This window comes from Pararhodonellum marinum (assembly GCF_015354735.1).
Lineage (GTDB): Bacteria > Bacteroidota > Bacteroidia > Cytophagales > Cyclobacteriaceae > Pararhodonellum > Pararhodonellum marinum.
Window position 1 is genome coordinate 274,194 of record NZ_JACEFJ010000003.1, and the last position, 25,731, is coordinate 299,924.

Genomic DNA, 25,731 nt, shown 5'->3' on the forward strand with positions numbered 1-25,731 from the left:
GATTGGGTGGCAATATGTTATTTCTCCCAATCCTTTTTTTACATAAAAAACTACATGAAACTTCATGTCATCCATACCGGATTATTCAAACTGGACGGAGGGGCCATGTTTGGGGTAGTCCCCAAATCCCTCTGGCAAAGAACAAATCCTGCAGATGAAAACAACCTCTGCACCTGGGCAATGCGTTGCCTTTTGGTAGAGGAAGGAAACCGCCTTGTTCTGATTGATAATGGTATAGGCAATAAGCAGGATGATAAGTTTTTTTCCCATTATTACCTTCATGGGGACGAAAACCTATCAAAGTCACTCCAAAAAGCTGGCTTTCATGAGGATGACATCACGGACAATTTCCTAACCCACCTGCATTTTGACCACTGCGGAGGAGGGGTACGATGGAAAGACAAAGCGGAACAACATCCTGAACTGACTTTTGAGCAGGCGCGATATTGGACAAATATGGATCATTGGCATTGGGCCACGCAGCCTAATGGACGTGAAAAAGCATCCTTCTTGAAGGAAAACATACTTCCCATGGAGGAGAGTGGCCAAATGTCATTTCTGGATTTAGACAAAGGCAATTTTATGCCTGGTTTTGATTTTTTAACGGCAGATGGACATACAGACAAACAAATGATTCCAAAAATCACCTATAAAGGACGCACTATTGTTTTTGTAGCGGACTTGTTACCTTCTGTCGGTCATATTCCCTTGCCCTATGTGATGGGTTATGATACCCGACCATTGCTGACGCTCGAGGAAAAAAGATTTTTTTTAGAAGAAGCTGCGCGTGAGCAGTATGTGTTGTTTTTGGAACATGATCCGGAACACGAGTGTTGTACTGTGAAAATGACCGAAAAAGGGGTTAGGTTGGACCAAACATTTAAACTCAGTGAAATCTAGAAAAAAAATAGGCATAGCACTCTCCGGAGGAGGTGTGAGAGGAATTGCTCATCTTGGTGTTCTCCAAGGTTTAAATGAATTGGGCATTTTTCCGGATAGGGTTTCTGGAACCAGTGCAGGTGCCATTGCTGGTGCCATGTATTGTTACGGATATAAGCCCAAGGAAATACTCGATATCATTGTCAAAACCAATTTTTTTAAATTTTTGCGGCCAGCCATCTCTTGGACAGGGATCCTCAAGATGGATGTTGTAGAGGTGCTCTATAACCAATACCTTCCTAATTGCAGATTTGAAAACCTGAAAGTTCCGCTTACAATTGCAGCCACAGACATCAAAAAAGGCAAGGTGGTTTATTTTACCGAAGGAGAGCTTATTAGGCACCTAATGGCCTCCTCATGTATTCCAGGAATGTTTGACCCTATATTGATTGATGGTGACTATTTTGTAGACGGCGGAGTACTTAACAATCTTCCTGTAGAACCTCTGGAAGGGACCTGCGATTATATCATCGGGGTCAATAGTAACCACCTGCCAGAGGAAACCAACATCAAAAATATTAAAAGCCTCATTGAACGGACAGTGATCATGTCTATGAATTACAATGTTTACAGCCGGAAGCACAAGTGCGACTTTTTCATAGAACCGATAGGCTTGGCCCATTATGGCGTTTTTGATATCAAAAAATCCCAGGAGATTTATGATGCTGGTTATGATGCTGTCATTAAATTTGCATCGGACAATCCCAAGCTCTTGGATTTGACCACTCAGGAAACCAATGTAAATCAAGCATGATGAGAACCCTGTCCCGATTTTTGTTCTGGATTACCGGTTGGAAGGTCAATAAACAATGGCCAAAAGAAATCAAAAAGGCGGTATTGATCGCGATACCACATACCAGTAACTGGGATCTCCTGTATGCCCGAGCAGCTTTCTATTTGATGCGGGTACCTGTCAAATTCACCATCAAAAAGGAAATTATGGTAGGTCCTTTGGGTTGGCTGATCAAATCTGTTGGGGGGATAGCCATTGATAGGAAAAGGATACCGGGAAAGCGAAAACAGACCTATACAGAGGCCATGGTGGGCATGTTGAAAGCCTCGGATGAATTGGTCATCATGGTCACCCCTGAAGGTACAAGAAGTTATGCTCCCAAGTGGAAAACAGGATTTTACCACATCGCTCTCGGTGCGGAAGTGCCCGTTGTAATTGGTTTTCTTGATTATAAGAAAAAATTGGCTGGATTGGGACCTATCATCTATCCCAATGGGAAAATGGAGGAACAAATCGAAGAAATGATGTCCTTTGGAAGGGGTGTGACAGGAAAACACCCAGAAAAAGGCATCAAATGATTTTTTCAAAGTGATTTCTTTGTATTTTGATTGGTTAACCCAATTTGACCATGAAGAAAATAGTATTGATCACACTCTCTATCCTTGTTTTCCTGCTGATAGGGATAAGCATTTTTACAGCCTACCAGTTCAGAGACCGGCACAGAGGTTATGCCCTAGACCTTAGCATAAATAGTAAAGCTCCTCAGACCATTCAAGCCGGATTTTCCAAAATAGATATCACTCCACAAAATTTCGATACCTGGAATGATCATAATCAAGATGGAGTCTATGACCTTGAAGCGGGAGACACTTATAATGACCTGAATGGAAATGGGAAGTTTGACCCAATTTGGTTGGCCGGTTTCCACCAAAGTCGCCCTGCAAATGGCGTAAATGATCCTTTATGGGCAAGAACCATGTTTTTGAACGATGGTCAAACAAAAATAGCCCTTTGTGTGATCGACATGATAGGTTTTGGAAACGATGAAGTTTTAAAGGCCAGGAAGAAAATCCAAGAATCCATGGATCTGGATTATGTGATCATTTCCAGTACACATGTGCATTCTTCTCCAGACCTGATGGGCATGTGGGGTCCCAATGAGTATAAAAGTGGAGTAAACCCAACTTATCTGAATCAGGTGATTGATGGAATTGTAGAATCGGTGAACCTAGCTGTTCAAAATAGCCAAGCGGCTTATTTCAAACTGGCAGAAGATTTAGATGGCGCTTTGGACTTGGTAGGGGACACAAGGGATCCGCAGGTTTTTGATGCAGGGCTACGTGTCATGCAGGTGTTGTCCAAAGAAAGCAATGAAACCTTGGGAACTTTGTTGAACTGGGGAAACCATCCCGAAACCCTCTGGTTGGAAAATGTTCTGATCAGTTCTGATTTTCCCCATTTTTTCAGAAAGTATGTGGAAGATGGCATCTTTGAAGGTGATAGCCTCCTGCACCCTGGTCTTGGAGGTGTGGCTGTTTTTATGAATGGGGCCGTTGGTGGCCTGATGACCACCCATCCAAGTGTACCCGTCATTCATCCCTTATCGGGTGAGGAACTTCTTGAAGAAAATGTAGCCAAAATTGATGCTCAGGGCATGGCATTGGCACAAATTGCCTTAGAAGCTTTAGAAAATCAATCATGGATAATGGATGAAGCTTCCATCAGTCTCCGTGCCAAAAGTATCTTGCTTCCTATGGATAACGACCTTTTCCTATTAGCAGCTTGGCTCAGGATTTTTGATAGGGGTTTTGTGACGTGGCGCCATATCAGGTCTGAGGTGGCTGTTTGGACTTTAGGCCCTATAAGTTTTGTTCATTTTCCTGGAGAACTTTATCCCGAAATCCTGAATGGTGGTGTGGAATCCCCCGAGGGTCAGGATTATTCAATTGATCCAGTTGAAGTACCTGCCATCCGGGATAAAATGCCTGGTAAGATGCGGTTTTTCAATGGCATGGCCAATGACATGATAGGATACATAGTGCCCAAAAGCCAATGGGATGCCGAGCCACCTTACACCTATGGTCGTGAAGAGCGACCCTATGGTGAGATCAATTCACTTGGCCCTCAAACGGCTCCAATATTACACCAAACTGTTATGGAATTGTTGGGTACATTAACCCCACCAATTGAAATAGGGAATTAATCACCTTCTTCGAGAACTTCCAGAATATCAGCAAGCTGATCAAAGTCCTTTAATCCGGGTTTGATTTCTTTGCTTCCACTCAATGCAATCCCTTTGGCTTTGGTAGCTTGAATCATTTCCTGGACATTGTCCTCATGGATACCAAAACCCAAAAGAACAGGAGCGGAGGCTGCCAATTCTTTGATCAAAGGGATAGACGCTTCGTCGAGTTCCATTTTTTCAGATTCAAGTAATATGATAACATTTTGATCTTTAAAGCTTTGTGATTTACTTATTAAAGCTTCCAATTCAGTAGAGTCACGAAGAACTACTCTAAAAATCAATTGATAGCTGGTGTTCAGCAGCATCTGAATATGTGCTTCCTCCTGTATCTGAATCCACTTGATCGAAGGGTAGGATTTGAGTTGTTCCAAAATGTTTTGGGGATGGGCGAATTCAAATTCAGCGACATAATCCAGCCCTGATAGCCAATTGGTAATTTCCTTGAATTTTTCCGGGTCTATGTAGTCTGAATGGTTTTCTTCCAGATTAAATCCCAAAAGATTGACATACATCCCTGCACAATAACGTGCATCGCTTAAGTTGTCAATATTCCCCACTTTCACAAAAGTACTTAAAGCCATTTCTCTCTGATTTTGATACAAAGATAACCTTTAATCCCTTGACAAGCGAGCCCCATTTTAAAAATCCAAATCCAAAATTAATTGGCAAATGGTACTTAAATTCCAATAATCTCGTATTTTTAGATTTTATTGCTTTCACGATGAAAATTATCAGGCTTAGTTTATTTTTCTGTTGTACACCATTGATTTTTTCCTGCAATGACAAAATGGAGGAGCCCCTTGGTCTTGAATTGGATTTTCAGCCACTGGAAATCGGTAATTACTGGATTTATCAGGTAGATGAAATACAATACTTTGGGGAAGGGGACAGCGAAAGTTATTCTTTCTATTTTAGGGATAAAATAATGGATTCCTTTGAAAATGAAGAAGGTCTTGACGTTTTCCGACTGGTCAGAAGCAAATCGATTGATGGTGTGGATTGGCAAAATGAAAGTGTATTCACCCTACAAATGGAGAAAAATAGCCTTGTTAAAAAGGAAGGCAATCAAGTGGAAGTCACTTTGGTTTTCCCTCCCATGGTGGGGAAATCTTGGGATGCCAATGTATATGATGCCAAACAAGCTGACTTCTATGCAATTACCGAGATGGGTATCATTCACTCTATAGGTACAAATCAAGTAAATACACTGACTGTTTTGCAGGCGGATGAAGATGATGCCATTATTTTGAGAGATAAGCGATACCAGGTTTTTGGAAAAGGGATAGGTTTGGTCGAAAGCTATGAAGAAATTTTACAATATTGTTCGCGAAATGAATGCCTTGGCGAACAAATTATTGAAGAAGGTCGTTTTAGACACCTAAGCATTTCCGAATATGGTAAAAACTAGTCTGATCACCCTTTTGATTATCATCATTTCCGCTACAGATCAGTTTATTTATGCGCAGAACGCCTATGCAGTATTTTACAAATACAAGCCACAAGAGCACTTTAGTCTGGATAATCCAGCTGAATTTTTAGGAGAAAAGGCACTATTGAGGCGTGCCAAAGAAGGGGTGGTTCCAGACAGCACTGATTTACCGGTTTCTGATAGCTATGTTGCAACCCTTAAACCCATGGTCCAGAAGATCAAGTACCATTCCAAGTGGTTGAATGCTTCGGTGGTAAGGGCTGAGGAAAGTGACTTAGCCGCTATTTTGGATCTGCCATTTGTTGATAAAATAGATTATTTGGCTCCTGGGCCTCATGAAAATGGAAGATTGGGAAATAAATCCGGGATTAAGGCCACGATAGAAAAGAAGAATGCCAACAAAAAAACCGAAGATTTCGAATTTCAAAACAGCCTCATAGGGATTCCCCAAATGTTTGCCGAGGGATTGACAGGGGCCGGTGTTACTGTTGCAGTGTTTGATGGAGGCTTTTTTAATGTCAATATTTTGCCTGCTTTCCAACATTTATTTGACAACAACCAAATCATTGCCACGAAAGACCTTGTTTTTGAGGAATCCGAAACCGTGTTCCACTCGAGTGGCCATGGGACAAATGTATTGTCTTTGATTGCGGCCTATCAAGAAGAAGCAATCATTGGCGGTGCGTACAATGCCAATTATGTGTTATGTCTAACCGAGGATGTCAGGTCTGAATACCGAATTGAGGAATACAACTGGGTAAGGGCTGCCGAGTTTGCAGATAGTTTAGGCACAGACATCATCAACAGTTCCCTGGGTTATTATGACTTTGATGACAGCTCCATGGATTATTCCATCATTGACTTTGATGGAAAGACGGCAATTATTTCCCAAGGGGCAGCTTTGGCAGCAAAAAAAGGAATTTTGGTCGTGACTTCAGTTGGGAATTATGGAACCAGGGGAAGTAGCTCCCTTACTGCCCCATCGGATGCGGAGGGAATTTTGTCCGTAGGTTCGGTAGGAAGTAGCCTAGAACGGTCCAGCTTCAGTTCTATGGGGCCTACCATCGATGGAAGGACCAAACCTGAATTGGTGGCATTTGGTCAGGGAGTTTCTCTTTTGCGCCCCAATGGAACAGTGGGAACTACCAATGGCACCTCCTTTTCTGCTCCTCAGGTAACTGCTTTGGCGGCAGGAATATGGGAAGGCAGACCCGAATGGACCAAAGATCAATTGTTAGACGCCTTACTCAATAGTGCCTCCCAAGCAGAAAATCCAGATTCGGCGGTTGGTTATGGCATTCCGGATTTTTATAAGGCTTATTTTGGTGAAATCCTTAATTTGGAACCGGAGTCGGAACCAGTGATATTCAGTCTTTATCCAAACCCCTTGGAGGGTCAGACCCTGTATTTTAAATATGGCAATACCAAAGGGTGTGAGTTTACGCTTTTTGATGTCCAAGGTAAGGTCATAGCCTACGAACAGCTCAAAAGAACGGACCATACATCTCCTTATGAGATCGAATTGGGTGGATTGAAAACGGGTCTATACATCGTCGAGTTAAAAGGAGAGCAGGTTCCCAAACGGGTCAAACTGCTTAAAAAGTAAAAGAATTTACAGTTCCGGTTATTTTTTATTTTCTTTGCACTCAAATTCAGTTTTCTATGAGTGCTTTGATCGCCCCTTCAATTCTGGCAGCAGACTTTGCCAATTTACAGCAAGAAATCGAAATGTTAAACCGGTCTGAGGCCGACTACATCCATGTGGATATCATGGACGGGGTTTTTGTACCTAACATTTCTTTTGGGATTCCAGTGACCGAGGCGGTCAACCGGCATGCCAAAAAGCCGCTTGATGTTCATCTGATGATCGTAAATCCGGATCACTACCTTGAAGCTTTTCAAAAAGCAGGTGCAGCCATCATTTCTGTTCATTATGAGGCATGTACCCATTTGCATAGAACCTTACAAGCTATCAAGGACTTGGGTTGTAAGGCGGGAGTGGCCATCAATCCTCATACCCCAGTTGAGCTGTTGGAAGATGTCTTAGTAGACATTGATTTGGTTTGTATGATGTCAGTCAATCCGGGGTTTGGCGGGCAAAAATTTATTCCCAAAACCTATGACAAGATCAAAAAACTCAAAGCCATGATAAATAGCACCCGGGCGCATACCTTGATTGAAATTGATGGGGGGATTAATGAAGAAAATGCACCTAAATTGGTGGAATGTGGTGCAGATGTTCTTGTTGCCGGTAATTTTGTTTTTTCAAATGAGGATCCCATCAGAACCATTTCTGCATTGAAAAAGTTATAAATATGTTATTTCATTAAGAAATGAATTTTTTAACAACCATTAACATAAAAATAAAGCCTATTTGAGGGTTTTTCTTGTGATAAAGGGGATATTGTCTTTAATTGAAAATTAATTGAAAACTTAAATCTATAAACAAACTACAATCATGATGAAGCGATTATTTATATTGTCCTTTCTTTTGTTGGGATTCTTCAGCGTAAATGTTATTGCTCAGGACACAGAAGAAATAACCGATGAGGAATTGGCCAAATTCGCCGCCATGGAGGATTCGGTGCTTGCTTTCTACGAAATGAAAAATGAAGAATTGATCACAATGATCAAGGAAAATGAAGTGATCGATGGTGCAGGTCGGTACAATGACATCAAAGCTGCCTGGGGTAACGAAGAAAAAATGGCTGAAATCGAGGTGACAGAAGAAGAAAAGACGGCTTATCAAGAAATACTGGATTTTATGGGTTCTCTCAGCGAAGAAGTTAGGGATCTTAAAGTCGGCTTGATCAAAGATGAGGATGTTTTGGGAGCAGCCACTTACAACAAAATCAATAATGCCATCAAATCAAATCCTGAAGTAAAAGAAAAAGTCGATAACCTGATCGCCCAACTTAAAACCGAAAGGACAAACGAAGACGAAAATTAAGCGATATTTACATATTTCTTAGAAAAATACTATATTTAAAGCCTTCCCCCTCGGGAAGGCTTTTTGTTTTCATGACAATCCCTTTTATTTGTAAATGTATTGATAGATGTGAAGTATGAAAAATAATCGCTTAGCACCAAGACTTTTTCTTCTGTTGTGTTGCCTGATCCCTTTTTTAGTCCAAGCCCAGGATGAGGATATTTTTGGTATTGATACCAGAATCGATAAGAAAAAATCCAAGAAGAACAACACAGTTATGTTAGGTAATGTATTGGGGGGAATTGGCTTAGAACTTTCAACAGGCGTCAATCGGATGTACAGTACGATGCCTTTTTCCAGTGTTGACCCCAGTCTATATCCCATCCAGCAAATCAATAATTTGGAAAATCCGAGCCCATTGGAAAGTGGGGAAGAAATCGAATTTAAGGATGATGGATTTGTTTTTCCTTTCCGGGCTGGAATCAGGATCAATTTCTCCGATTTTCTTTCCTTGGGAGGGGGATACGGAAGAGAATGGGGTTCCATCGATCCGATGGAAGGAGGCAACCACCGATTTAATTTTGAAGGATCCGGTTTTACTTTCGACAGACTCTACGGAACAGTGGGCTTGGTGGTGTTTGATTCAAAAAAAAGAATAGCCTTTATCAATCGAAAGTATAAAAAATACGACGAGAACAATACGTTTATGCAGACCCAAAAAAGGTTGAGGGTCAATCAAGAGTATTATTGGCGTTTTTTGATCGATGGAGAATTCGGTACCATGATGATCCGGAAAAGTTTTGATCCTGCCTTAACGAGTGCAAAACCCTACTATGGTTTTGGATTGAGGATTGAAAAACAGCTTTCGGAATTTTCTGAATTGTTTTTTAGGCCTGCAGTGGAGTTTAGGTCATTCAATTATCAGCGACCTACTATAGAAGAAATTCAGCAGCTGAACCAAACCGTCATTACTTTTCAAGTAGGCGTTACCATGCGTATGCCTGGTGTGAAAAAATGCAAAGTCCCAGGTTGTGGTGTGGTCATGAACCACCTGCACGATGACAGAGAATACAGGGGGAGCTCTATTTTTAAGCGCCAAAATAGAAAAGTAGGTCAATGGATCAAAAATTAGCCGATTTAAAGTCCAACTGAATAATATTGTATTTCAAAACCCTATTCTTTTTATTAACTTGCAGCTTAATTACCGAAATAATCACTTATGGCTCACGGAGAGAACGAGAACATTATACCAATTAACATTGAAGAAGAAATGCGTGGAGCCTACATCGATTATTCGATGTCGGTTATTGTTTCCAGAGCACTTCCAGACGTCCGTGACGGACTGAAACCAGTACACAGAAGAATACTTTTTGGCATGCAGGAATTGGGTGTGCTGCACAACAAAGCCCATAAAAAATCAGCAAGGATAGTCGGTGAAGTACTAGGTAAGTACCACCCCCATGGCGATAGTGCAGTATACGAAACCATGGTCAGAATGGCCCAGGATTGGTCTTTGAGGTATCCATTGGTAGATGGGCAAGGTAACTTTGGCTCCATAGATGGGGACAATCCCGCTGCCATGAGGTATACAGAAGCCAGGCTGAAGCGCATAGCAGAAGAATTGTTGATTGATATCAATAAGGAAACCGTTGATTTTCAGCTCAACTTTGATGACTCTTTGAAAGAGCCAGTGGTTTTACCGGCTAAAATCCCAGCATTGTTGCTCAATGGTGCCTCAGGAATTGCAGTGGGTATGGCTACCAACATGGCTCCCCATAACTTGGGTGAGGTAGTGGATGGCATCGTGGCCTACATAGACAACAATGACATCACCATCCCTGAACTGATGGAACACATCATTGCTCCTGATTTCCCAACGGGAGGTATCATATATGGTTACAATGGGGTCAAATCTGCTTTCGAGACGGGAAGAGGTAGGGTAGTGGTAAGAGGGAAAGCGGCTATTGAGACCAAAGACAACGGTCGAGAAATGATCGTCATCACGGAAATTCCTTACTTGGTCAACAAAGCCAACATGGTGGAAAAAACCGCACAGCTGATCCACGAGAAAAAGCTTGAAGGCATTTCTGCCATCAGGGACGAATCGGATAGACAGGGGATGCGGGTAGTATACGAACTAAAAAGAGATGCCATTTCGAGTGTCATTCTCAATAACTTATACAAATATACCGGACTTCAAACTTCCTTCAGTGTCAACAATGTGGCCTTGGTAAAAGGCAGGCCGCAAACGCTCAACCTGAAAGACATGATCCATCACTATGTCAACCATAGGCATGAGGTAGTGATTAGAAGGACTGAATATGAATTAAGAGAAGCGGAAAAAAGAGCCCATATTCTTTTGGGCTACCTGATTGCATTAGACAACCTTGATGAAGTCATTAGTTTGATCAGAAGTTCCAGAGATCCTGAAACAGCGCGAACCAGTCTGATGGAAAGGTTTGAATTGTCAGAAATCCAGGCAAGGGCCATCCTTGACATGAGATTACAGCGACTTACCGGCATGGAACGGGAAAAAATTCAGAACGAGTACGATGAGATCATGAAACTCATCGAAGAACTGAAAGAAATCCTGGCCAACGAAGACAAGCGGATGCAGATCATCAAAGATGAGCTTCAAGAAATAAGAACCAGGTATGCCGATGAGCGGAGAACTACCATTGAGCACAATGCGGAGGACTTCAGCTATGAGGATATGATTCCAAATGAAGAAGTTATCATCACTGTTTCTCATGAGGGTTATGTGAAAAGAACCGCTCTTACAGAATATCGAACACAAAGCAGGGGAGGAGTTGGATCCAAAGGGGTTTCTACCAAAGAGGACGATTTTACAGAATACCTGTTTACTGCTTCCACCCATAATTACCTCCTCATCTTTACGGACAAAGGAAAACTTTTCTGGCTCAAAACTTACGCCATACCAGAAGGAAGTAAGGTATCCAAGGGCAGGCCTATTCAAAACCTGATCAACATAGAAAATGATGATAAGATCAGGTCCATCATACAAGTAGGTGACCTAAAAGATGATGATTACATCAACAACAACTATCTGGTTATGGTCACAAGACAAGGGTTGATCAAAAAAACTACGTTGGAGCAATATTCAAGACCCAGGACCAATGGCATCATTGCCCTCAATATAAGGGAAGACGATCAATTGATCAATGTAGAAATGACCAATGGAGATACGCATATCGTGATTGCTGCTAAATCGGGCAGGGCGATCCATTTCCATGAATCAGCAGTGAGGCCGATGGGAAGAACCGCCACCGGTGTAAAAGCCATCAAATTGGCAGGAAATGAAGATTTTGTGGTTGGCATGGTTTGTGTTTCCAGAGAAGATGCCAGCTTGCTGGTCGTTTCGGAAAGGGGATATGGCAAAAGGTCACTCATGGATGAATACCGGATTACCAACAGGGGTGGCAAAGGCGTGAAAGCAATGAATGTTACTGAAAAAACAGGCAATCTGGTTGCAATCAAGGAAGTTATTGATAGTGATGATCTGATGATCATCAACAAATCAGGGATCATCATTCGGACGCCAGTTTCCGCCTTAAGGGTAATGGGAAGAGCCACACAGGGAGTCAGGTTGATCAAATTGAATGAGAACGATGAAATCTCCTCGGTTGAAAAAATCAAAGTAGTAGAAGTAGATGAACTGGAAGAATTACCCACTGATGGAATGATTACTGATGATTCAGAAAAAGAAACTCCCGATGATCCAGATTTAGACAATGGATCTGAAAAATAAACAAATACACATTTCAAAAACCAAGAAAATCGAATATACAATGAGAAAATTACTCTTATCATTAGCATTGGTCGGCATTACTGCGGTAGCTTTTGGTCAAAAGAAAGTAGTAAGGTCGGCTGAGAAAAACTTCAAAAAAGGCGACTTGGAGGTTGCTTATCAAGAAGTTAACCAAGCCATTCAGGATCCAGAAACTGGGCAGGAACCCGATACCTATCTTTTGAAAGGTAAAATCGAAACAAAAATGTTTGAAGCCGGTTCAGCTCAAGAAGAAGCTACCGTTTCCACCGGAAGAAAGGCCTTGGATACCTTTCAACAAACCATGGAAATGGTTGGCAATGACAAGGATAGCAAGATTGGAAAAGAAATCTACAAAGATTTCATCCCTGATATGCCTGAAAATTTGTCAGGTCAGGCCATGTATAAATTGAAAAGTGATGCCTTTGTCAAAGCAGTAGATCGTTACGAAGAAGATGATCTTGAAATGGCATTCGAGTTTTTCGCACTCGCAGCAGACGCAGATCGTACTGATACCACCATGTTATTTAATTCTGGATACTTAGCCAACATGATTGGCAAAAATGAAGAATCCAAGAAATACTTGATGCCACTGCTAGAAATAGAGGATTACAATAAATTAAATGCTTACTATTTCCTTATTCAGATGGCAAGTCAGGATGATGACAAAGAAGAAGCCTACCGTTTGGTTTCTGAGGCCAGGGAAATTTATCCAGAGGATACTGGCTTACAAGAAACAGAGATTCAGTTGTTACTCCAATTGGACAAAATGGATGATGCGATGGCATCTATAGAGGAAGCATTGAAAACCGACCCAAACAATACAGGAATCAGACTCCGATATGGTTATTTGAAAGAGCAGTCAGGAGACGTTGATGGTGCATTGGCGGAATACAGCAGAACAGTAGAAATCGATCCTGAATTTTTTGACGGAAATTTCTACACCGGAGCGCTTTACCTAGACAAAGCAAGAAAAATCATCAGTGAAGTCAACAACCTTCCTGATGACGAATGGGAAAAGAAAGCTGATAAAATGATGACTGAGGCAGATGATATTTATAAGTCAGCCCTACCTTATTTCACCAAGGCTTCTGAACTTCAACCGGATAATACAGATATACTGGAAATTCTTTTCCAAGTACATACCAGGTTAAAAAATGCCGATAAGGCTGAGGAATACAACCAAAAGTTGATCGCCAAGAAAGGTGCCAATTGGATGGATGAATAGACTTCCTTGATAAAAATAAAAAGCCACTTTTGAGTGGCTTTTTTTATGTCTTTAGGTTTCCTCCAACTTTATCTTTTCAGGCAAAGGACCATCGGTGGAAAGTTTTAAGGCAGCCATTTTCGAAGCATCTTCTAAGGCAATCTGATAATTTTTCCCATCAAGGTAAGCAGCCAAAAAGCCGGACCAAAAGGCATCTCCTGCACCGGTAGCATCCCCTAATATGGGGATTGAAGCTGCAGAGAGTAAAATGTTTTCGCCGGAAGCCGCCACCAAATGACTTCCCTCTTTGCCTTTTGTAAAACAAACCAGTTTAGCACCCCAACCCAAAATTTGTTGAATTGCATTTTCTTCAGAGATTTTTTTCTCAAATATCCTCTCACAATCATCGCGGCTTACTTTGACCAGGGGATTCAGTAAACAGTATTCTTTGATTACCTGAAGGGCTTCTTCATGGTCTGGCCAAATTGCTGGCGCATAGTTCAAATCAATGCTCAATTGTACATCAAAGTCACGGGCTCTCTTGGCGCCGTTGAGAATGGCATGTTGAGCGGGTTGTTTACTGAGCGCGAAGCAGGTGGTGTGGTAGATTTTTGCTTTTCTAAGGTGATCTGAAGTGATGTCCTCAGGATAAATCAAACGATCAGCTTCCCGGTATGCGATAAAGTCAGGGGTGCCGTGACTTCTCGAAAGCAGGACCAGACTGGTAGGAGCTGTAGCTCGAAAATGAATTCCCGTAGTGTCCAATTTAAGACTTTCCAGTTCCTTGACCAAGTATTGTCCCAGTCCATCATTCCCCACACTTGCCACCAAATGAACTTTTTTTCCTAACCGGCATAGGTTAGCGGCAAGGTTGGCAGGACTACCCCCCTGAAAACGTCTAAAGCTATGTGTCCTAAAAATCTCTTCCCTGATCTCGTGGCCAATCAAGTCCACCAAAATCTCTCCAACCACAATTATTTCCACTTTATGATCCATTTTAGTCTAATAGATAAAAGCCATGATGAATTGTATTTTGCAAAAGTACCTGGCCTGCAGCACTCCATGTACAGGAGGGGACTCCACAAGGTTTTCCTGTCAGTGCATGAAAACATTCGTTGAATTCCCAACTGTCCTCACTATTCTTTTCAATCAGTTTCTTTAATATCTCCATAGCTTCCGCTTTCCCAACTTCTTTGTATACTGCCATACCCCAAAATCCATTGACCATGGGCCATATGCCTCCGTTATGAAATTCGTTCGGATGGTTCCTAAACTTAAATCTGTAGTTTTCTTCCAACAGGCGGTAATCGGGATCCTGAGGGCTGATGGCAGGGGAAAATGCTGGGACCAAATTAAATCCGTTATGACTGAATGCTTTGATGGTTTTTTGAGGATTGGGGTGAATGTTAAAAAGAATCGCCAAGGCATTGCCAAGGGCATCAAAGTAAGTTTGGTATCCAGCAGGATGAAATGAAGCCATCAAATAGGGTAATTCCCCTTGTACTTCCCAGAGCCTTTTTTTGGCCACAGGATGAATGCCTTTTTCCAGCATACCTTCATCTAACCAATAATTTTCAACAATACTGACGTGGAGTTTTTCGGCCTGGGCCAACCAGTCTTTTCTATTAAAGGCCTCACCAGATAACCTTAAAGCCCCATATCTCAGCACCTGATCATACAGTACATATCCCTGTAATACGTATTCATCAGCCCAATCACCTGCAATAGGGACATAAATGAGTCCTCTGTTATTGTATTCCCAGGCTTTATAGAGTTGGTGAATGCGGTTAACCTCTGATTCAAATTTTTCCAGGAGCTTCGTCTTTCCCGTGTATTTAGCAAACAAGCAAAGTCCAATCATCCACCAGGTACCAGTATCTGCTCGGCCTGCCAAACCTCCATAGCTGACCTGACCATTCATTAAATCTACATTGGAAGGAATATGGCCTTCAGGGCTGATGAAATCCCCAAGGGTGATTAAGGTTTCCTCGAACGTATCCATCAAATCGGCCTCTCTACTCGATAGGGCAGCAAGCCCAGTGATTATACCATCTCTCGCCCATACTCTTTTGTAATTGTCATGAGTTTGAGATGATGCCAGAAACCCCCGTGGATGGCTGGCTTTCCGCATCATTGAAAGAGCCTGGTTTTGCGCTATCTGAAGATCCATACGATGGTAAAGGTTAAAATGAGCAGAAAGACAGAAAGCACCCTGTAGTTTTTGTACCAAGGTAAAGCCTGTAAAGAAGCGGTTTCATCTGTGTAGATGCTGTTTTTCCAGGTATATTCAGCTATCTTTTTTTCCGGTGGCCATGCAGTGTTTAAGCTGACTGCCACATAGATGATGGCACAGAATACAAAAAGTAATGGAGCGGTATGCAGAAAATGCCATTGACTGATGCCCGCTTCCGGCAAGGCCACCTTTACCACGAGCAAAGAGGCAGCAATGATAAATCCACTCATTAAGCTGTAAAAAGCCCCATCTGCATTTCCTCTTTTCCAAAACATGCCAAATATAAACACCACCACGACCGGAGGAGCAATCAACCCAACCACCATCTGAAGGTATTTAAACAAAGATTCAAACTTTTCTATTTGAGGGGTCCACGCCGCTGCCAAAAGCACCAAGATAACTGTTGCCACTTGTCCAACTCTAACCAGTTGCTTAGAATCCAAACCAGGCTTCAGGTTTTTAACAAAGTCCATGGTGATGAGCGTAGAGGCGGAATTGAGCGTGGCTGAAATGCTGGATGACATGGCGGCAAGTAAACCTGCCATCAAAAGTCCAATCAAACCTACAGGGAGTAAATTGAATACCAAATGCGGGAAAACGGTATCAGGATTATCCAGTTCGGGAAAAAGTACCCTTGCCATGGTACCTGGAAGCACCATAAAGAATAGCACCGGCAATTTCAGTAGGCCTGCAAACAATGCACCCCATCGACCGTGGTTGAGGTCTTTGGCAGTCAAGACCCGCTGAACCATAAACTGATTGTTGGCCCAGAAATAAAATCCTAGAAGAGGAACTCCGAAAATCAAGCCTGTCCAAGGTACCGAAGGATCGTCAATAGGGCGGATCAGACTCAGCATATCGGGTGGTGTGACTGCCAAAACATTTTCCCATCCGCCGACCTCTCGAAAAGTCACCCAGGTCAATATCAAAGAACCTGCAAACAAAAGAATTGCCTGAACCACCTCAGTATGCACCACCGAGGACAAACCTCCCGGAATGGTGTAAGCCGCAGCGGCAAAGGCCAGAATCATAATGATCAAAGTCATGCTGATATCTGGAAAAACCAGTTTCAAAATTAAACTTCCGGCATACAATCCGGCCGCCGTTTCGATCATAATATTACCGATCAGGGTAATAAAGGAAAAATAATACCTACTTCTTCTGTCATACCTTCGCTCCAGAAACTCAGGCATTGTAAAAACTCCAGACCGCAAATAAAAAGGAAGAAAAAATATGCTAAAGAAAACCAGAATAACAGCCGCCATCCATTCATAATTATACACGGATATACCCGTGCTGTAAGCATCACCTGCCAGTCCGATCAGTGTGGTGGACGATATATTGGCGGCGAAAAGCGAAATGCCCACAATGGGCCAGGTCATGGAACGCCCAGCGAGAAAATAATCTTCAGAATTTTCTCTTTTGGAATGGTAAAGCCCATACAAGATCATCCCTACCAAGTAAACCAGCATGATGACAAGGTCCAGGTAACCGACAAGCTCCTTATTCATTTTCGGCTGGAGGATAAATTGATTTTTCGGTCATAAGGGCAAAGCAAAAACAAATGTTCTATTATTGAGATGATTATTTCCCTTTAATTAATTCAAAAATCGCTGTGAATCCAAAAATAAATTTTACGCAAACGGTTGTGCAAACATTTGCGGTAATATATTTATATTTGTTCTAAATAAATTAGGAAGGTGGAGAATGATTTATCAGTTGCTGTGATTGGATTCTACCTTTATTTTTAGATTTGATTCTTCAATAAACCCATCATATGACTGATAAAAAGAAACTGACGTTAAAAGATATTGCCAAAGCCCTAAATATTTCTATTTCCACCGTTTCCAGGGCATTGAAGGAACATCCGGACATTAGTAATGATACCATCAAACTCGTAAAAGCCTATGCTGAGGAACACCATTATGTTCCGAATTTATTGGCGGTCAATTTCAGGCAAAACAAGTCCTACAACATCGGTTTGATCATCCCGGAACTTGTGCATCATTTTTTTTCAAGTGTGATCAGTGGAGTGATACAAACTGCCAATCAGCATGGCTACAATTTGATGATCTGTCAATCGAATGAAAAACTTGAAGACGAAATCAAGGTAGCAAATGCCCTTTTTACCAGTAGGGTTGATGGTCTGCTTATTTCACTTTCCAACGAGACGGACCGATTCGAACACCTTTTTCAATTTTTGGAAGATGATATTCCTGTAGTCCAATTTGACAAAATTTCTGATAAACTCGCAGTTCCCTCAGTTACTGTTGATGATTTTCATGGAGCTTACAAAGCGGTAAGCCATATGATTCAAAAGGGCCACCGAAAGATTGCGCATATTCGAGGTAGGCTTATTGTTCAAAATGCCTCTGAAAGGTGCAAAGGATATGAAAAAGCCTTGGAAGACCATGGCTGCGAGCAGCATGCCGATTGGATCAAAGTGGGAAAAGACATTACGGAAGAAGAAGGCTACACCTATGCCAAGGAATTGATGGAAAGTGACAATCCACCAAATGCATTTTTCTGCATCACGGATTTGGTAGCTCTTGGCGTCATGAAGTATTTAAAGGATCATGCATTCAAAATACCGGAGGATGTGATGGTAATGGGTTTTAGCAATTGGAAAATGGCAGAATTTGTCACACCTGCATTGAGTTCGGTTGATCAGCCCGGTTTCTTGATTGGCCAAAAGGCCACTGAATTATTGCTAGAATCCATAAAAAACGATGAGTCAAGAATGGCAAAAACGGTTGTTTTACCCACCACTTTGGTCATTAGAGCATCAACCGGTTAAATCCCTAACAATTCGGTAATATAGAGGTCAAGATTTAGTAACATTCTTTATGTTAATTGGAAATTGGAATTTATCTTTGCTGCAAGAAATGCCCTAAGTAATTAACCCTATGGAAATTTTATTCTCCTTGATTTTGCTGACCACAATTTATGGTATGGTTATTTTAGCGTTTTATCCCGAAAAGTATCTGAAAAAATTCAGCCATCTGCATGGCCATAAATCTGTTCCAACCTACCTTCAATTCAGACTTTCGGAGCCTTTGTTTTTATCGTTTTTCCTTGGATATATTATAGCTTCCACCGTGGTTTATTTGTTTATATTTTAATTTATCTTTTACACGGTAATAGTTTATAAATCAATACTTAATAATTAAAATATAAGGTTATAAATTATATAGTAAAATCTTTTTTTAAACTGAGTATCCCTAACCTTCCAAGTAAACCTACCAGCCGGAAGGGATGTATCCACCAATTATCAATCAGTACCCACTTTGGACAATCTGCTTCATGTATGTACGCAATGAAGCCAGCAAAATGGTAATTCAATATAATTCTCACCAGCATACCAAATTGTCCGGTTCACCCTAAAACATCCGTCACCCAACATCCAACTCCCAACTTCCCACTCCCAACTTCCGACTCCCAACTTCCCACTTCCCACTCAAAAAAGGTCCATTTAATCTCCAAAAGAAATCCCCAAACCCTTGGCGGCCTGAACCAGATATCCATCCTTGTCCACAAAATTATAGGTTTTGGTAGCGTCCTCCAATGGCACATGGGTGAATTCGTTGTTTTTGAAAGAAACCATTTGTCCAAATTTCTTTTCTAAAACCAGTTCAAATGCCTTCACTCCAAATAAGGAAGCCAACACCCGGTCATAGGCAGTAGGAGTCCCTCCCCGTTGAGTGTGACCTAAGACGGTCTCCCTGATCTCCGCCTTGCAACCCGCCGCTTTGAGTTGTTTGGAAAGTTCGTAGGCAATACCACCCAACCTCAGGTGTTCAAATCCTTCTCCACGGTCTTCCCCAATCACTTCTCCATCTTTTGGTTTGGCCCCTTCGGCGACCACGATATTGACAAAACCCTTACCATCCTTGTAGCGGGAATTGATTCGCTTAAGGACATGTTGAATATCATAAGGCAACTCAGGAATCAAACAAATCTCAGCTCCTCCTGCAATCGCGGTATGCAAAGCGATCCAACCGGCATCTCTTCCCATCACCTCCATAATCATGACCCTATGGTGGCTTTCTGCTGTGGTCACCAACTTATCAAAGCTGTCAGTTGCAATTTGGACAGCGGTCTGAAAGCCAAAAGTGGTATCAGTTGCGGAAAGGTCATTGTCTATGGTTTTTGGCACACCGATGATCGGTACCCCTTTTTCAAATAATCCCTGGGATATTTTTTGTGATCCGTCACCACCGATGTTGATTACGGCATCGAAGCCCAAGGATTTAATTTTGTCAGCAAGTTCCTGACTTCGGTCCACCAGGGTGATGTTGCCGTTTTCGTCTGTCACAGGATACTGAAGCGGATTGCCTTTGTTGGTCGTCTTGAGTATGGTTCCTCCTTTGATATGGATTCCTGCGGTATTTTCCTTGTTGAGTTTGATGATGTCAACTGGATCACTCATTACACCATTGAAGGCTTCCATACTCCCGCATATTTTCCAATCTTTTTCCTTTTTTGCCCTTTTAAAAATTCCACGAATAACTGCATTCAATCCGGGGCAATCTCCCCCTCCAGTCAATACCAATAATTTGTTCATATAAAAATTTCTTAAACGTTTAATAAATGAGCTACCTGAAACAGGACAAGTTTGTTGAAATGCAAATAATTAGGGTTACTTCTGGATTAATGTTCGCATTAATTTTGCTCAAATTAACCCAGTAATTTTAAGAGTGCAAGGTTTACAGATTCAAAATCAAATGCTGCAAGGCGTATATCCATTTTTGATTTTATTTCTTTCGTATTCAATTGTCCAATACTGCCCTCATGGGTATGGTTGATGGCTGTTTGGTTAGGGTGGAAATCATTGTTTTCTATAGCTTGCCCCACCTGCTTGTAGGCGTCCCTAAAAGGGATGCCCATCAGGACCAGTTTGTTGACTTCCTCTACACTGAAAAGATCCTTGTAAAAGGGATTGTCAAGAAGATGGGACTTGACTTTGATTTCTTTAAGCATGAAGTGACTCATTCTAAGACAAGACAAGGTGGAGTCTAGCGCCGGGAAAAGGGCTTCTTTGAGCAATTGTAGGTCACGATGGTAACCTGTGGTCAGATTGGTCAGGATCAAACTGACTGTGGTCGGAACTCCCTGTATCTGATTGGTTTTTGCCCGGATAAGCTCAAAGACGTCCGGATTCTTTTTATGGGGCATGATGCTGCTGCCTGTGGTCAGCTCATCTGGAAAGCTAATAAAGGAAAAATGCTGGTTCATGTAGAGACAGACATCTGAAGCCAGTTTGTTAAGGGTACCGCAGATTCCGGAAAGGGCAAAAGCCAGTGTTTTCTCGGTCTTTCCCCGGCTATTCTGCGCATTGATGACATTGTGGTGCAAGTCTTCGAAACCCAGTAGTTTGGTTGTCAGACTTCTATCCAAAGGAAAAGAGGATCCATAACCCGCCGCTGAACCCAATGGGTTTTTATTGGCCAATTTGTAAGCAGCCAGCAACAGGTCCAGGTCTTCCGTAAGGCCCTCTGCAAATGAACCAAACCAAAGCCCAAAAGAAGAAGGCATTGCCAACTGTGTGTGCGTATAGCCTGGCATAAGGTCCGCTTTGTGTTTTTCAGAAAGGTTTTGCAGCAATTCAAAGAGCTCTTGTACTGCTTCCACCAATTCCCTAATCGCTGCCCTGTAATAGAGTTTCAGATCCACCAATACCTGATCGTTGCGGGAACGACCGCTGTGGAGTTTTTTACCAACTTCTCCGTGTCTCTGCGTCAATAAAAATTCAATTTGCGAATGGACATCTTCCACACCTTCTCCAATCTGAAATTGGTTTTTTTCTATTTCAAGGTAAATGTCTTTTAGGCCTTTTCGGAGCAATATGAGCTCCTCTTTAGTCAAAAGCCCTACCTTTTCGAGCATAATGGCATGTGCTAGGGAGCCTATGACATCAAATGGTGCCAAAACAAGGTCAAATTCAGGGTCTTTTCCGATCGTAAATTGCTCTACCTCTTTCTTGCTATCTATGTCTTTCTGCCAAAGTTTCATGCCTGAATCAATTTTTAAATCATGTGTTTCTAAAATGCCATGGCCTATGCTTCACCCTTTAATTCTATATTCTACCCTCACTTTTTAAAAAAAATGTAGGTACTCAACAAATTGATGTACCCTTCAATTCCTTTTTCGATATCGGTAATGTAAATGAATTCATCAGGTGAATGAGAGCGTGCGGAGTCTCCAGGCCCCAATTTGACCGAAGGGTAGGGGATCAGAGCCTGATCAGAAAGGGTAGGGCTACCATAGGTTTTTAGCCCCATTTTCAAAATCACCTCCTGAATTTTATGACCACCGGGAAGTTTGGAAGCCTGCAGGCGCAAAGACCTGGGCACTAGGGTTGCTTTGAGGCTTTCCTTTAACTCAGCCAAAGCCTCCTCCAGTGTATAACTTTCTGTTACCCTCACATCCAAAGTAAACGTACACCTGTCCGGAACCACGTTGTGTTGCTGACCGGCTTGGATAATGGTCGCGGTCACTTTGCTCTCACCAAGATATGGCGAGGTTTTTTTGAAGCGGAAGCGCCGAATAGCCATCAAGTCTTCCAGTGCCTTGTATATGGCGTTTTCTCCTTCATTTCGAGCAGCATGGCCTGCCTTACCGATAACTGTGGCATCTACTACCATCAGCCCTTTTTCAGCTACCGCCAAATCCATCAAGGTAGGTTCACCGACGATTGCCAGCTCCAACTCGGGCAACTCGGGTAAAACACTGGCAATTCCCAAGTCCCCGGATATTTCTTCTTCGGCAGTAGCAGCCAAAATCAGGTTGTAGGGTAGCTTGGCTGAATAAAAATATAAGAATGTTTCTATCAAACAAACCAATGCCCCGCCTGCATCATTGCTTCCAAGACCGAAGAGTTTACCGTCTTCTTTGATCGGTTGAAAAGGATCCCGGGAATATCCCTGATTGGGTTTCACCGTATCATGGTGGGAATTGAGCAAAAGGGATGGCTTCTTGGGATCAAAATGCTGGTTAAAAGCCCAGATGTTGTTGTATTTTCTATGGAACGGAATGTTTTTGTCCTGAAAAAATTCCTGAATGAGTGCTGCCGTATGGGTTTCTTCTTTACTGATGGAAGGGATCGCAATTAATTTTTCCAATAAGGCCACAGCTTCGTCAGCCATTTGACCCAACTGAGTGGCACTCAAGGAAGCAGGATTGTGGTCAACCATCCGATAAATTCAGTCTTTAAAGTAGGGGAAGTTTTGAATTCAATACAAGTCGTAGCGTTGTTTTTCAATGTTGGTGCCGGAGGATTTTCCTTTTGCTGCCAAAAGAAGGTTCTCCGCTTTTCCAATCCACACTTGGTTCACCCCCTGATATAGGGCAGCAAAGGCATTGTCCAGTTTGGGAATCATACCGGAATGGATGACATTTTCCTTTTTCAATTCATCGTAAATATCCTCATTGATCAGCGGGATAAAAGAGCTGTCGTTTTTTTCATCAATCAAAACGCCGGCTTTACTGAAACAGTAATAAAGGTTTACCGTGTGCTTTTTTGAAAGGGCCATGGCCATTTCGGATGCAATGGAATCTGCGTTGGTATTGAGCAACTGACCTTTTTGATCGTGGGTAATAGCGGCCACCACTGGCACGATGTCTTCTAGAAGCAGTGTCTTGATCAGTTCGGTGTTTACTTCCTGAATATCACCTACAAATCCATAATCAATGTCTTTGACGGGTCTTTTTTTAGACAGGATTAGGTTTCCATCTGCTCCGGTCAGACCAAGGCTATTGACTTGGTGGGCCTGAAGTTTGGACACAATCTGCTTGTTGATCAGCCCGGCATAAACCATGGTGACGACATCAAGGGTTTCCTGATCTGTGATCCGTCTGCCGTCCACCATTTCAGGCATCACACCCAGCGATTCACCGAATTTGGAAGCCATGATGCCTCCTCCATGAACCAGTATTTTCTTGCCTGGAAACTTACTGAATAAGAAAAGAAATTCATCTAGTTTTTTCGGATCATCGATGACGTTACCACCAACTTTTATAATACTTAACTTCATGTATACTAATGTTTAATAGGTTTTCAATTAAAGTAAATGATCGATGACAGCCTGAGCTGCATAGATCCTGTTTTCCGCTTGCTTTTGAACCAGACTTCTCGGGCCATCCAAGATTTCATCTGACAGTTCCACATTTCGTCTGACAGGCAAACAGTGCATGACCTTTGCAGAAGGATTCTTTTGGAAGTGATTCTCCGTTATCATCCAATGGGAATCCATATTGAGGATTTTTCCATATTCGCTGAAAGCCGACCAGTTTTTTACATAGACAAAGTCAGCTTTTTCCAATGCCCTCTTCTGCAAAGGTTCAATCGTAGCCCCCTTGGTAAACATGGGATCTAGTTCATATCCTTCAGGATGGGTAATTGTCAGGTCAAATCCACAACCCAAGGTCCATTCTGCAAATGAATTGGCCACTGCATGCGGAATGGCTTTGATATGGGGTGCCCAGCTGAGCACCACCTTCGGGGGCTTAGTTCCCTTCCAGTTTTCTTGGATGGTTACCATATCGGCCAAGCTTTGCAGGGGATGGCGAATGGCACTTTCCAGGCTGATCACCGGTATGCCACTGTATCGGATAAATTGGTTTAATATAAAATCCGAGATATCGTCCTGCTTGTTGGTCAAAGAAGGAAATGCCCTTATGGCCAATATATCAAAATAAGTGCCTAAGACGCCTGCGGCATCCTTGATGTGTTCAATACTGCCTTTGTTCATCACAGCACCTTCTTTCATTTCCAGTGCCCAACCCTCTTTGTCCATATTGATCACAATGGGATCCATGCCGAGATTATAAGCCGCAATCTGTGTACTCGCCCGGGTCCTGAGACTGGGATTGAGAAAAATAAGGCCTATTTTTTTGCCCGTACCTCTTCCAAAGTCTGCCCTCGGGTCATGCTTGTAGGCGATGGCCTTTTCTATCAAACCCTGAGCAATAGTTGTACTTTCAAATTGTGTAAAATTCTTCATGGATGCTTGGATTCCTCTTTATGACTAGCCTATAGAACGAGTCATTGGATTGGTTGTACTCAAGTTGAGCTCAGTCATTTACATCAAAACTGCTTTGATTCAGTAAAGTTTCAAGCCCAGCTAAAAATAAAGATAACTGATTGATTTTAATATTTAAAGGAGGAAGCAAACGAATGGTCTGTTTTCCTGCAGCACTGCCTGTAAATATTTTGTATTTGGTCACTAAGTCAGAACGTACCTTTCCCGCTTCCCGGTCAAGATCCAGCCCGATCATCAGTCCTTTTCCCCTAACCCCGATGATACCAGGGAGTTCCGGTAAGCTCTGGATAAGGTAATTGCCCATCGCTTCGGCGTGGTTCAAAAGTTGCTCCTGTTCAATGATTTCCAGCACCGCTAGTCCTGCTGCACATGCCAGGTGATTGCCACCAAAGGTAGTGCCCAAAAGCCCATAACTTGCTTTAAAATCAGGATGAATCAGAATCCCGCCTATTGGGAACCCGTTCCCCATACCCTTGGCCATGGAAATCAGGTCAGGTACAAGCCCTTCGGTCCATTGGTGGGCAAAAAACCGGCCGGTCCGTCCATAGCCGGATTGCACTTCATCCAGGATCAGTTTTGCTCCGTATTTTTTCCCTAAATCGGAAAGGCCAAGCAAAAATACCGAAGAAGGGACATGAATTCCCCCAACTCCCTGGATTCCTTCAATGATGATTCCGGCAATATTCCCTTGTTTAAGCTGATGCTCTACCGCTTCCAGATCCTCCCATGGCAAAATGTACACATCTTCCCTTTGGTTGCTTGGGGCAATGATTTTGGGATTGTCAGTCAGCACCACCGCCCCTGATGTTCTTCCATGAAACGATCCTTTGAAAGCAATGAATCCGGATTTACCGGTGGCAAAGGAGGCCAGTTTGAGTGCGTTTTCATTGGCCTCAGCTCCTGAATTGCATAGAAAAAGGCTGAACTCGGGATATCCAGACATTTCGCCGAGCTTTTGGGCCATTTCCTTTTGAAGCGGAATGTGGACGGAATTGGAGTAAAAAGCGATTTTGTCCAATTGGTCCTTGATCCTCTGATTGAAATGCGGGTGGGAGTGGCCTACGGAAATTACCGCATGCCCCCCATATAGGTCCAGGTACTCCTGCCCATCAGCATCCCATAGATTTGCCCCTTGGGCTTTCTCGGGGGTTACATTGATCAGGGGGTAAACGTCAAATAAGTCCATGC

The 25,731-nt window shown here is 42.5% G+C and carries 22 protein-coding genes; 12 read left to right on the top strand and 10 right to left on the bottom strand.

Annotated features, from left to right (window positions below):
- Positions 1–54: 54 nt before the first annotated feature.
- From H1A14_RS08270 to H1A14_RS08285, 4 genes are read left to right on the top strand one after another with little or no spacing between them, the layout of a single operon-like run.
- Positions 55–900, top strand: a complete 846-nt coding sequence (locus H1A14_RS08270; RefSeq protein ID WP_194775764.1) for an MBL fold metallo-hydrolase — start codon at positions 55–57, stop codon at positions 898–900.
- Positions 890–1,693 (top strand): patatin-like phospholipase family protein, encoded by an 804-nt coding sequence (locus H1A14_RS08275; protein ID WP_194775765.1) that lies wholly within the window; start codon positions 890–892, stop codon positions 1,691–1,693. The genes H1A14_RS08270 and H1A14_RS08275 overlap by 11 nt, the downstream gene beginning before the upstream one ends.
- Positions 1,690–2,250 (top strand): 1-acyl-sn-glycerol-3-phosphate acyltransferase, encoded by a 561-nt coding sequence (locus H1A14_RS08280; RefSeq protein WP_194775766.1) that lies wholly within the window; start codon positions 1,690–1,692, stop codon positions 2,248–2,250. The genes H1A14_RS08275 and H1A14_RS08280 overlap by 4 nt, the downstream gene beginning before the upstream one ends.
- A 50-nt stretch (positions 2,251–2,300) precedes the next feature.
- On the top strand, positions 2,301–3,875 hold the full coding sequence (locus H1A14_RS08285) for a hypothetical protein (protein WP_194775767.1): 1,575 nt from the start codon (positions 2,301–2,303) through the stop codon (positions 3,873–3,875).
- On the opposite strand, the gene trpF is transcribed toward H1A14_RS08285, so the two are convergent.
- The gene (gene trpF, locus H1A14_RS08290) at positions 3,872–4,498 is read right to left on the bottom strand and encodes a phosphoribosylanthranilate isomerase (RefSeq protein WP_194775768.1); all 627 of its coding nucleotides are present in this window, start codon (positions 4,496–4,498) and stop codon (positions 3,872–3,874) included. The genes H1A14_RS08285 and trpF overlap by 4 nt on opposite strands.
- 140 nt (positions 4,499–4,638) lie before the next feature.
- Here trpF and H1A14_RS08295 point away from each other — a divergent pair, with 140 nt between their 5' ends.
- The 7 genes from H1A14_RS08295 (at position 4,639) to H1A14_RS08325 (ending at position 13,290) form a co-directional block, all read left to right on the top strand.
- A complete protein-coding gene (locus tag H1A14_RS08295; protein WP_194775769.1) occupies positions 4,639–5,325 on the top strand; it encodes a hypothetical protein in 687 nt (228 codons plus the stop codon).
- Positions 5,312–6,952 carry a S8 family peptidase gene (locus H1A14_RS08300; RefSeq protein ID WP_194775770.1) on the top strand — a complete coding sequence of 547 codons (1,641 nt, stop codon included), beginning with the start codon at positions 5,312–5,314 and terminating at the stop codon, positions 6,950–6,952. Before H1A14_RS08295 ends, H1A14_RS08300 begins: the two co-directional genes overlap by 14 nt.
- Positions 6,953–7,008: 56 nt before the next feature.
- Positions 7,009–7,659: a ribulose-phosphate 3-epimerase gene (rpe, locus tag H1A14_RS08305; protein ID WP_194775771.1), complete on the top strand. Its 651-nt coding sequence runs from the start codon at positions 7,009–7,011 to the stop codon at positions 7,657–7,659.
- Positions 7,660–7,804: 145 nt separating this feature from the next.
- Positions 7,805–8,296: a hypothetical protein gene (locus H1A14_RS08310; protein WP_317174862.1), complete on the top strand. Its 492-nt coding sequence runs from the start codon at positions 7,805–7,807 to the stop codon at positions 8,294–8,296.
- Positions 8,297–8,411: 115 nt separating this feature from the next.
- Positions 8,412–9,407: a hypothetical protein gene (locus tag H1A14_RS08315; protein ID WP_194775772.1), complete on the top strand. Its 996-nt coding sequence runs from the start codon at positions 8,412–8,414 to the stop codon at positions 9,405–9,407.
- Positions 9,408–9,494: 87 nt separating this feature from the next.
- A complete protein-coding gene (gene gyrA, locus H1A14_RS08320; protein ID WP_194775773.1) occupies positions 9,495–12,044 on the top strand; it encodes a DNA gyrase subunit A in 2,550 nt (849 codons plus the stop codon).
- 40 nt (positions 12,045–12,084) lie between these two features.
- A complete protein-coding gene (locus H1A14_RS08325; protein WP_194775774.1) occupies positions 12,085–13,290 on the top strand; it encodes a tetratricopeptide repeat protein in 1,206 nt (401 codons plus the stop codon).
- A 51-nt stretch (positions 13,291–13,341) separates the two neighbouring features.
- Here the strand turns inward: H1A14_RS08325 and H1A14_RS08330 are convergent, their stop codons facing one another.
- Genes H1A14_RS08330 through H1A14_RS08340 form a run of 3 tightly spaced genes read right to left on the bottom strand, consistent with a single transcriptional unit; the run spans position 13,342 to position 17,013 of the window.
- Positions 13,342–14,265, bottom strand: coding sequence for a carbohydrate kinase family protein (locus tag H1A14_RS08330; protein ID WP_194775775.1), 924 nt, complete (start codon positions 14,263–14,265; stop codon positions 13,342–13,344).
- Between the two features lies 1 nt (position 14,266).
- On the bottom strand, positions 14,267–15,439 hold the full coding sequence (locus H1A14_RS08335) for an amylo-alpha-1,6-glucosidase (RefSeq protein ID WP_194775776.1): 1,173 nt from the start codon (positions 15,437–15,439) through the stop codon (positions 14,267–14,269).
- Positions 15,424–17,013 carry a sodium:solute symporter gene (locus H1A14_RS08340; protein ID WP_194775777.1) on the bottom strand — a complete coding sequence of 530 codons (1,590 nt, stop codon included), beginning with the start codon at positions 17,011–17,013 and terminating at the stop codon, positions 15,424–15,426. Before H1A14_RS08340 ends, H1A14_RS08335 begins: the two co-directional genes overlap by 16 nt.
- A gap of 266 nt (positions 17,014–17,279) precedes the next feature.
- On the opposite strand from H1A14_RS08340, the gene H1A14_RS08345 reads away from it, so the two are divergent.
- Positions 17,280–18,299: a LacI family DNA-binding transcriptional regulator gene (locus H1A14_RS08345; RefSeq protein WP_194775778.1), complete on the top strand. Its 1,020-nt coding sequence runs from the start codon at positions 17,280–17,282 to the stop codon at positions 18,297–18,299.
- A gap of 675 nt (positions 18,300–18,974) precedes the next feature.
- Here the strand turns inward: H1A14_RS08345 and H1A14_RS08350 are convergent.
- The 6 genes from H1A14_RS08350 to H1A14_RS08375 all read right to left on the bottom strand — a co-directional run bounded on the left by H1A14_RS08350 (position 18,975) and on the right by H1A14_RS08375 (position 25,729).
- Entirely contained in the window at positions 18,975–20,066 is a 1,092-nt protein-coding gene (locus H1A14_RS08350) for a 6-phosphofructokinase (RefSeq protein ID WP_194775779.1), read from the bottom strand.
- A 113-nt stretch (positions 20,067–20,179) separates the two neighbouring features.
- On the bottom strand, positions 20,180–21,514 hold the full coding sequence (gene argH, locus H1A14_RS08355) for an argininosuccinate lyase (protein WP_194775780.1): 1,335 nt from the start codon (positions 21,512–21,514) through the stop codon (positions 20,180–20,182).
- 77 nt (positions 21,515–21,591) lie between these two features.
- Positions 21,592–22,695 (bottom strand): M20 family metallo-hydrolase, encoded by a 1,104-nt coding sequence (locus H1A14_RS08360; RefSeq protein ID WP_228527681.1) that lies wholly within the window; start codon positions 22,693–22,695, stop codon positions 21,592–21,594.
- A 39-nt stretch (positions 22,696–22,734) separates the two neighbouring features.
- Positions 22,735–23,535 (bottom strand): acetylglutamate kinase, encoded by an 801-nt coding sequence (gene argB / locus H1A14_RS08365; RefSeq protein ID WP_194775781.1) that lies wholly within the window; start codon positions 23,533–23,535, stop codon positions 22,735–22,737.
- A 27-nt stretch (positions 23,536–23,562) separates the two neighbouring features.
- Positions 23,563–24,504, bottom strand: coding sequence for a Rossmann-fold NAD(P)-binding domain-containing protein (locus tag H1A14_RS08370; RefSeq protein WP_194775782.1), 942 nt, complete (start codon positions 24,502–24,504; stop codon positions 23,563–23,565).
- 70 nt (positions 24,505–24,574) lie between these two features.
- Positions 24,575–25,729 (bottom strand): aspartate aminotransferase family protein, encoded by a 1,155-nt coding sequence (locus H1A14_RS08375; RefSeq protein WP_194775783.1) that lies wholly within the window; start codon positions 25,727–25,729, stop codon positions 24,575–24,577.
- Between the last annotated feature and the right edge of the window lie 2 nt (positions 25,730–25,731).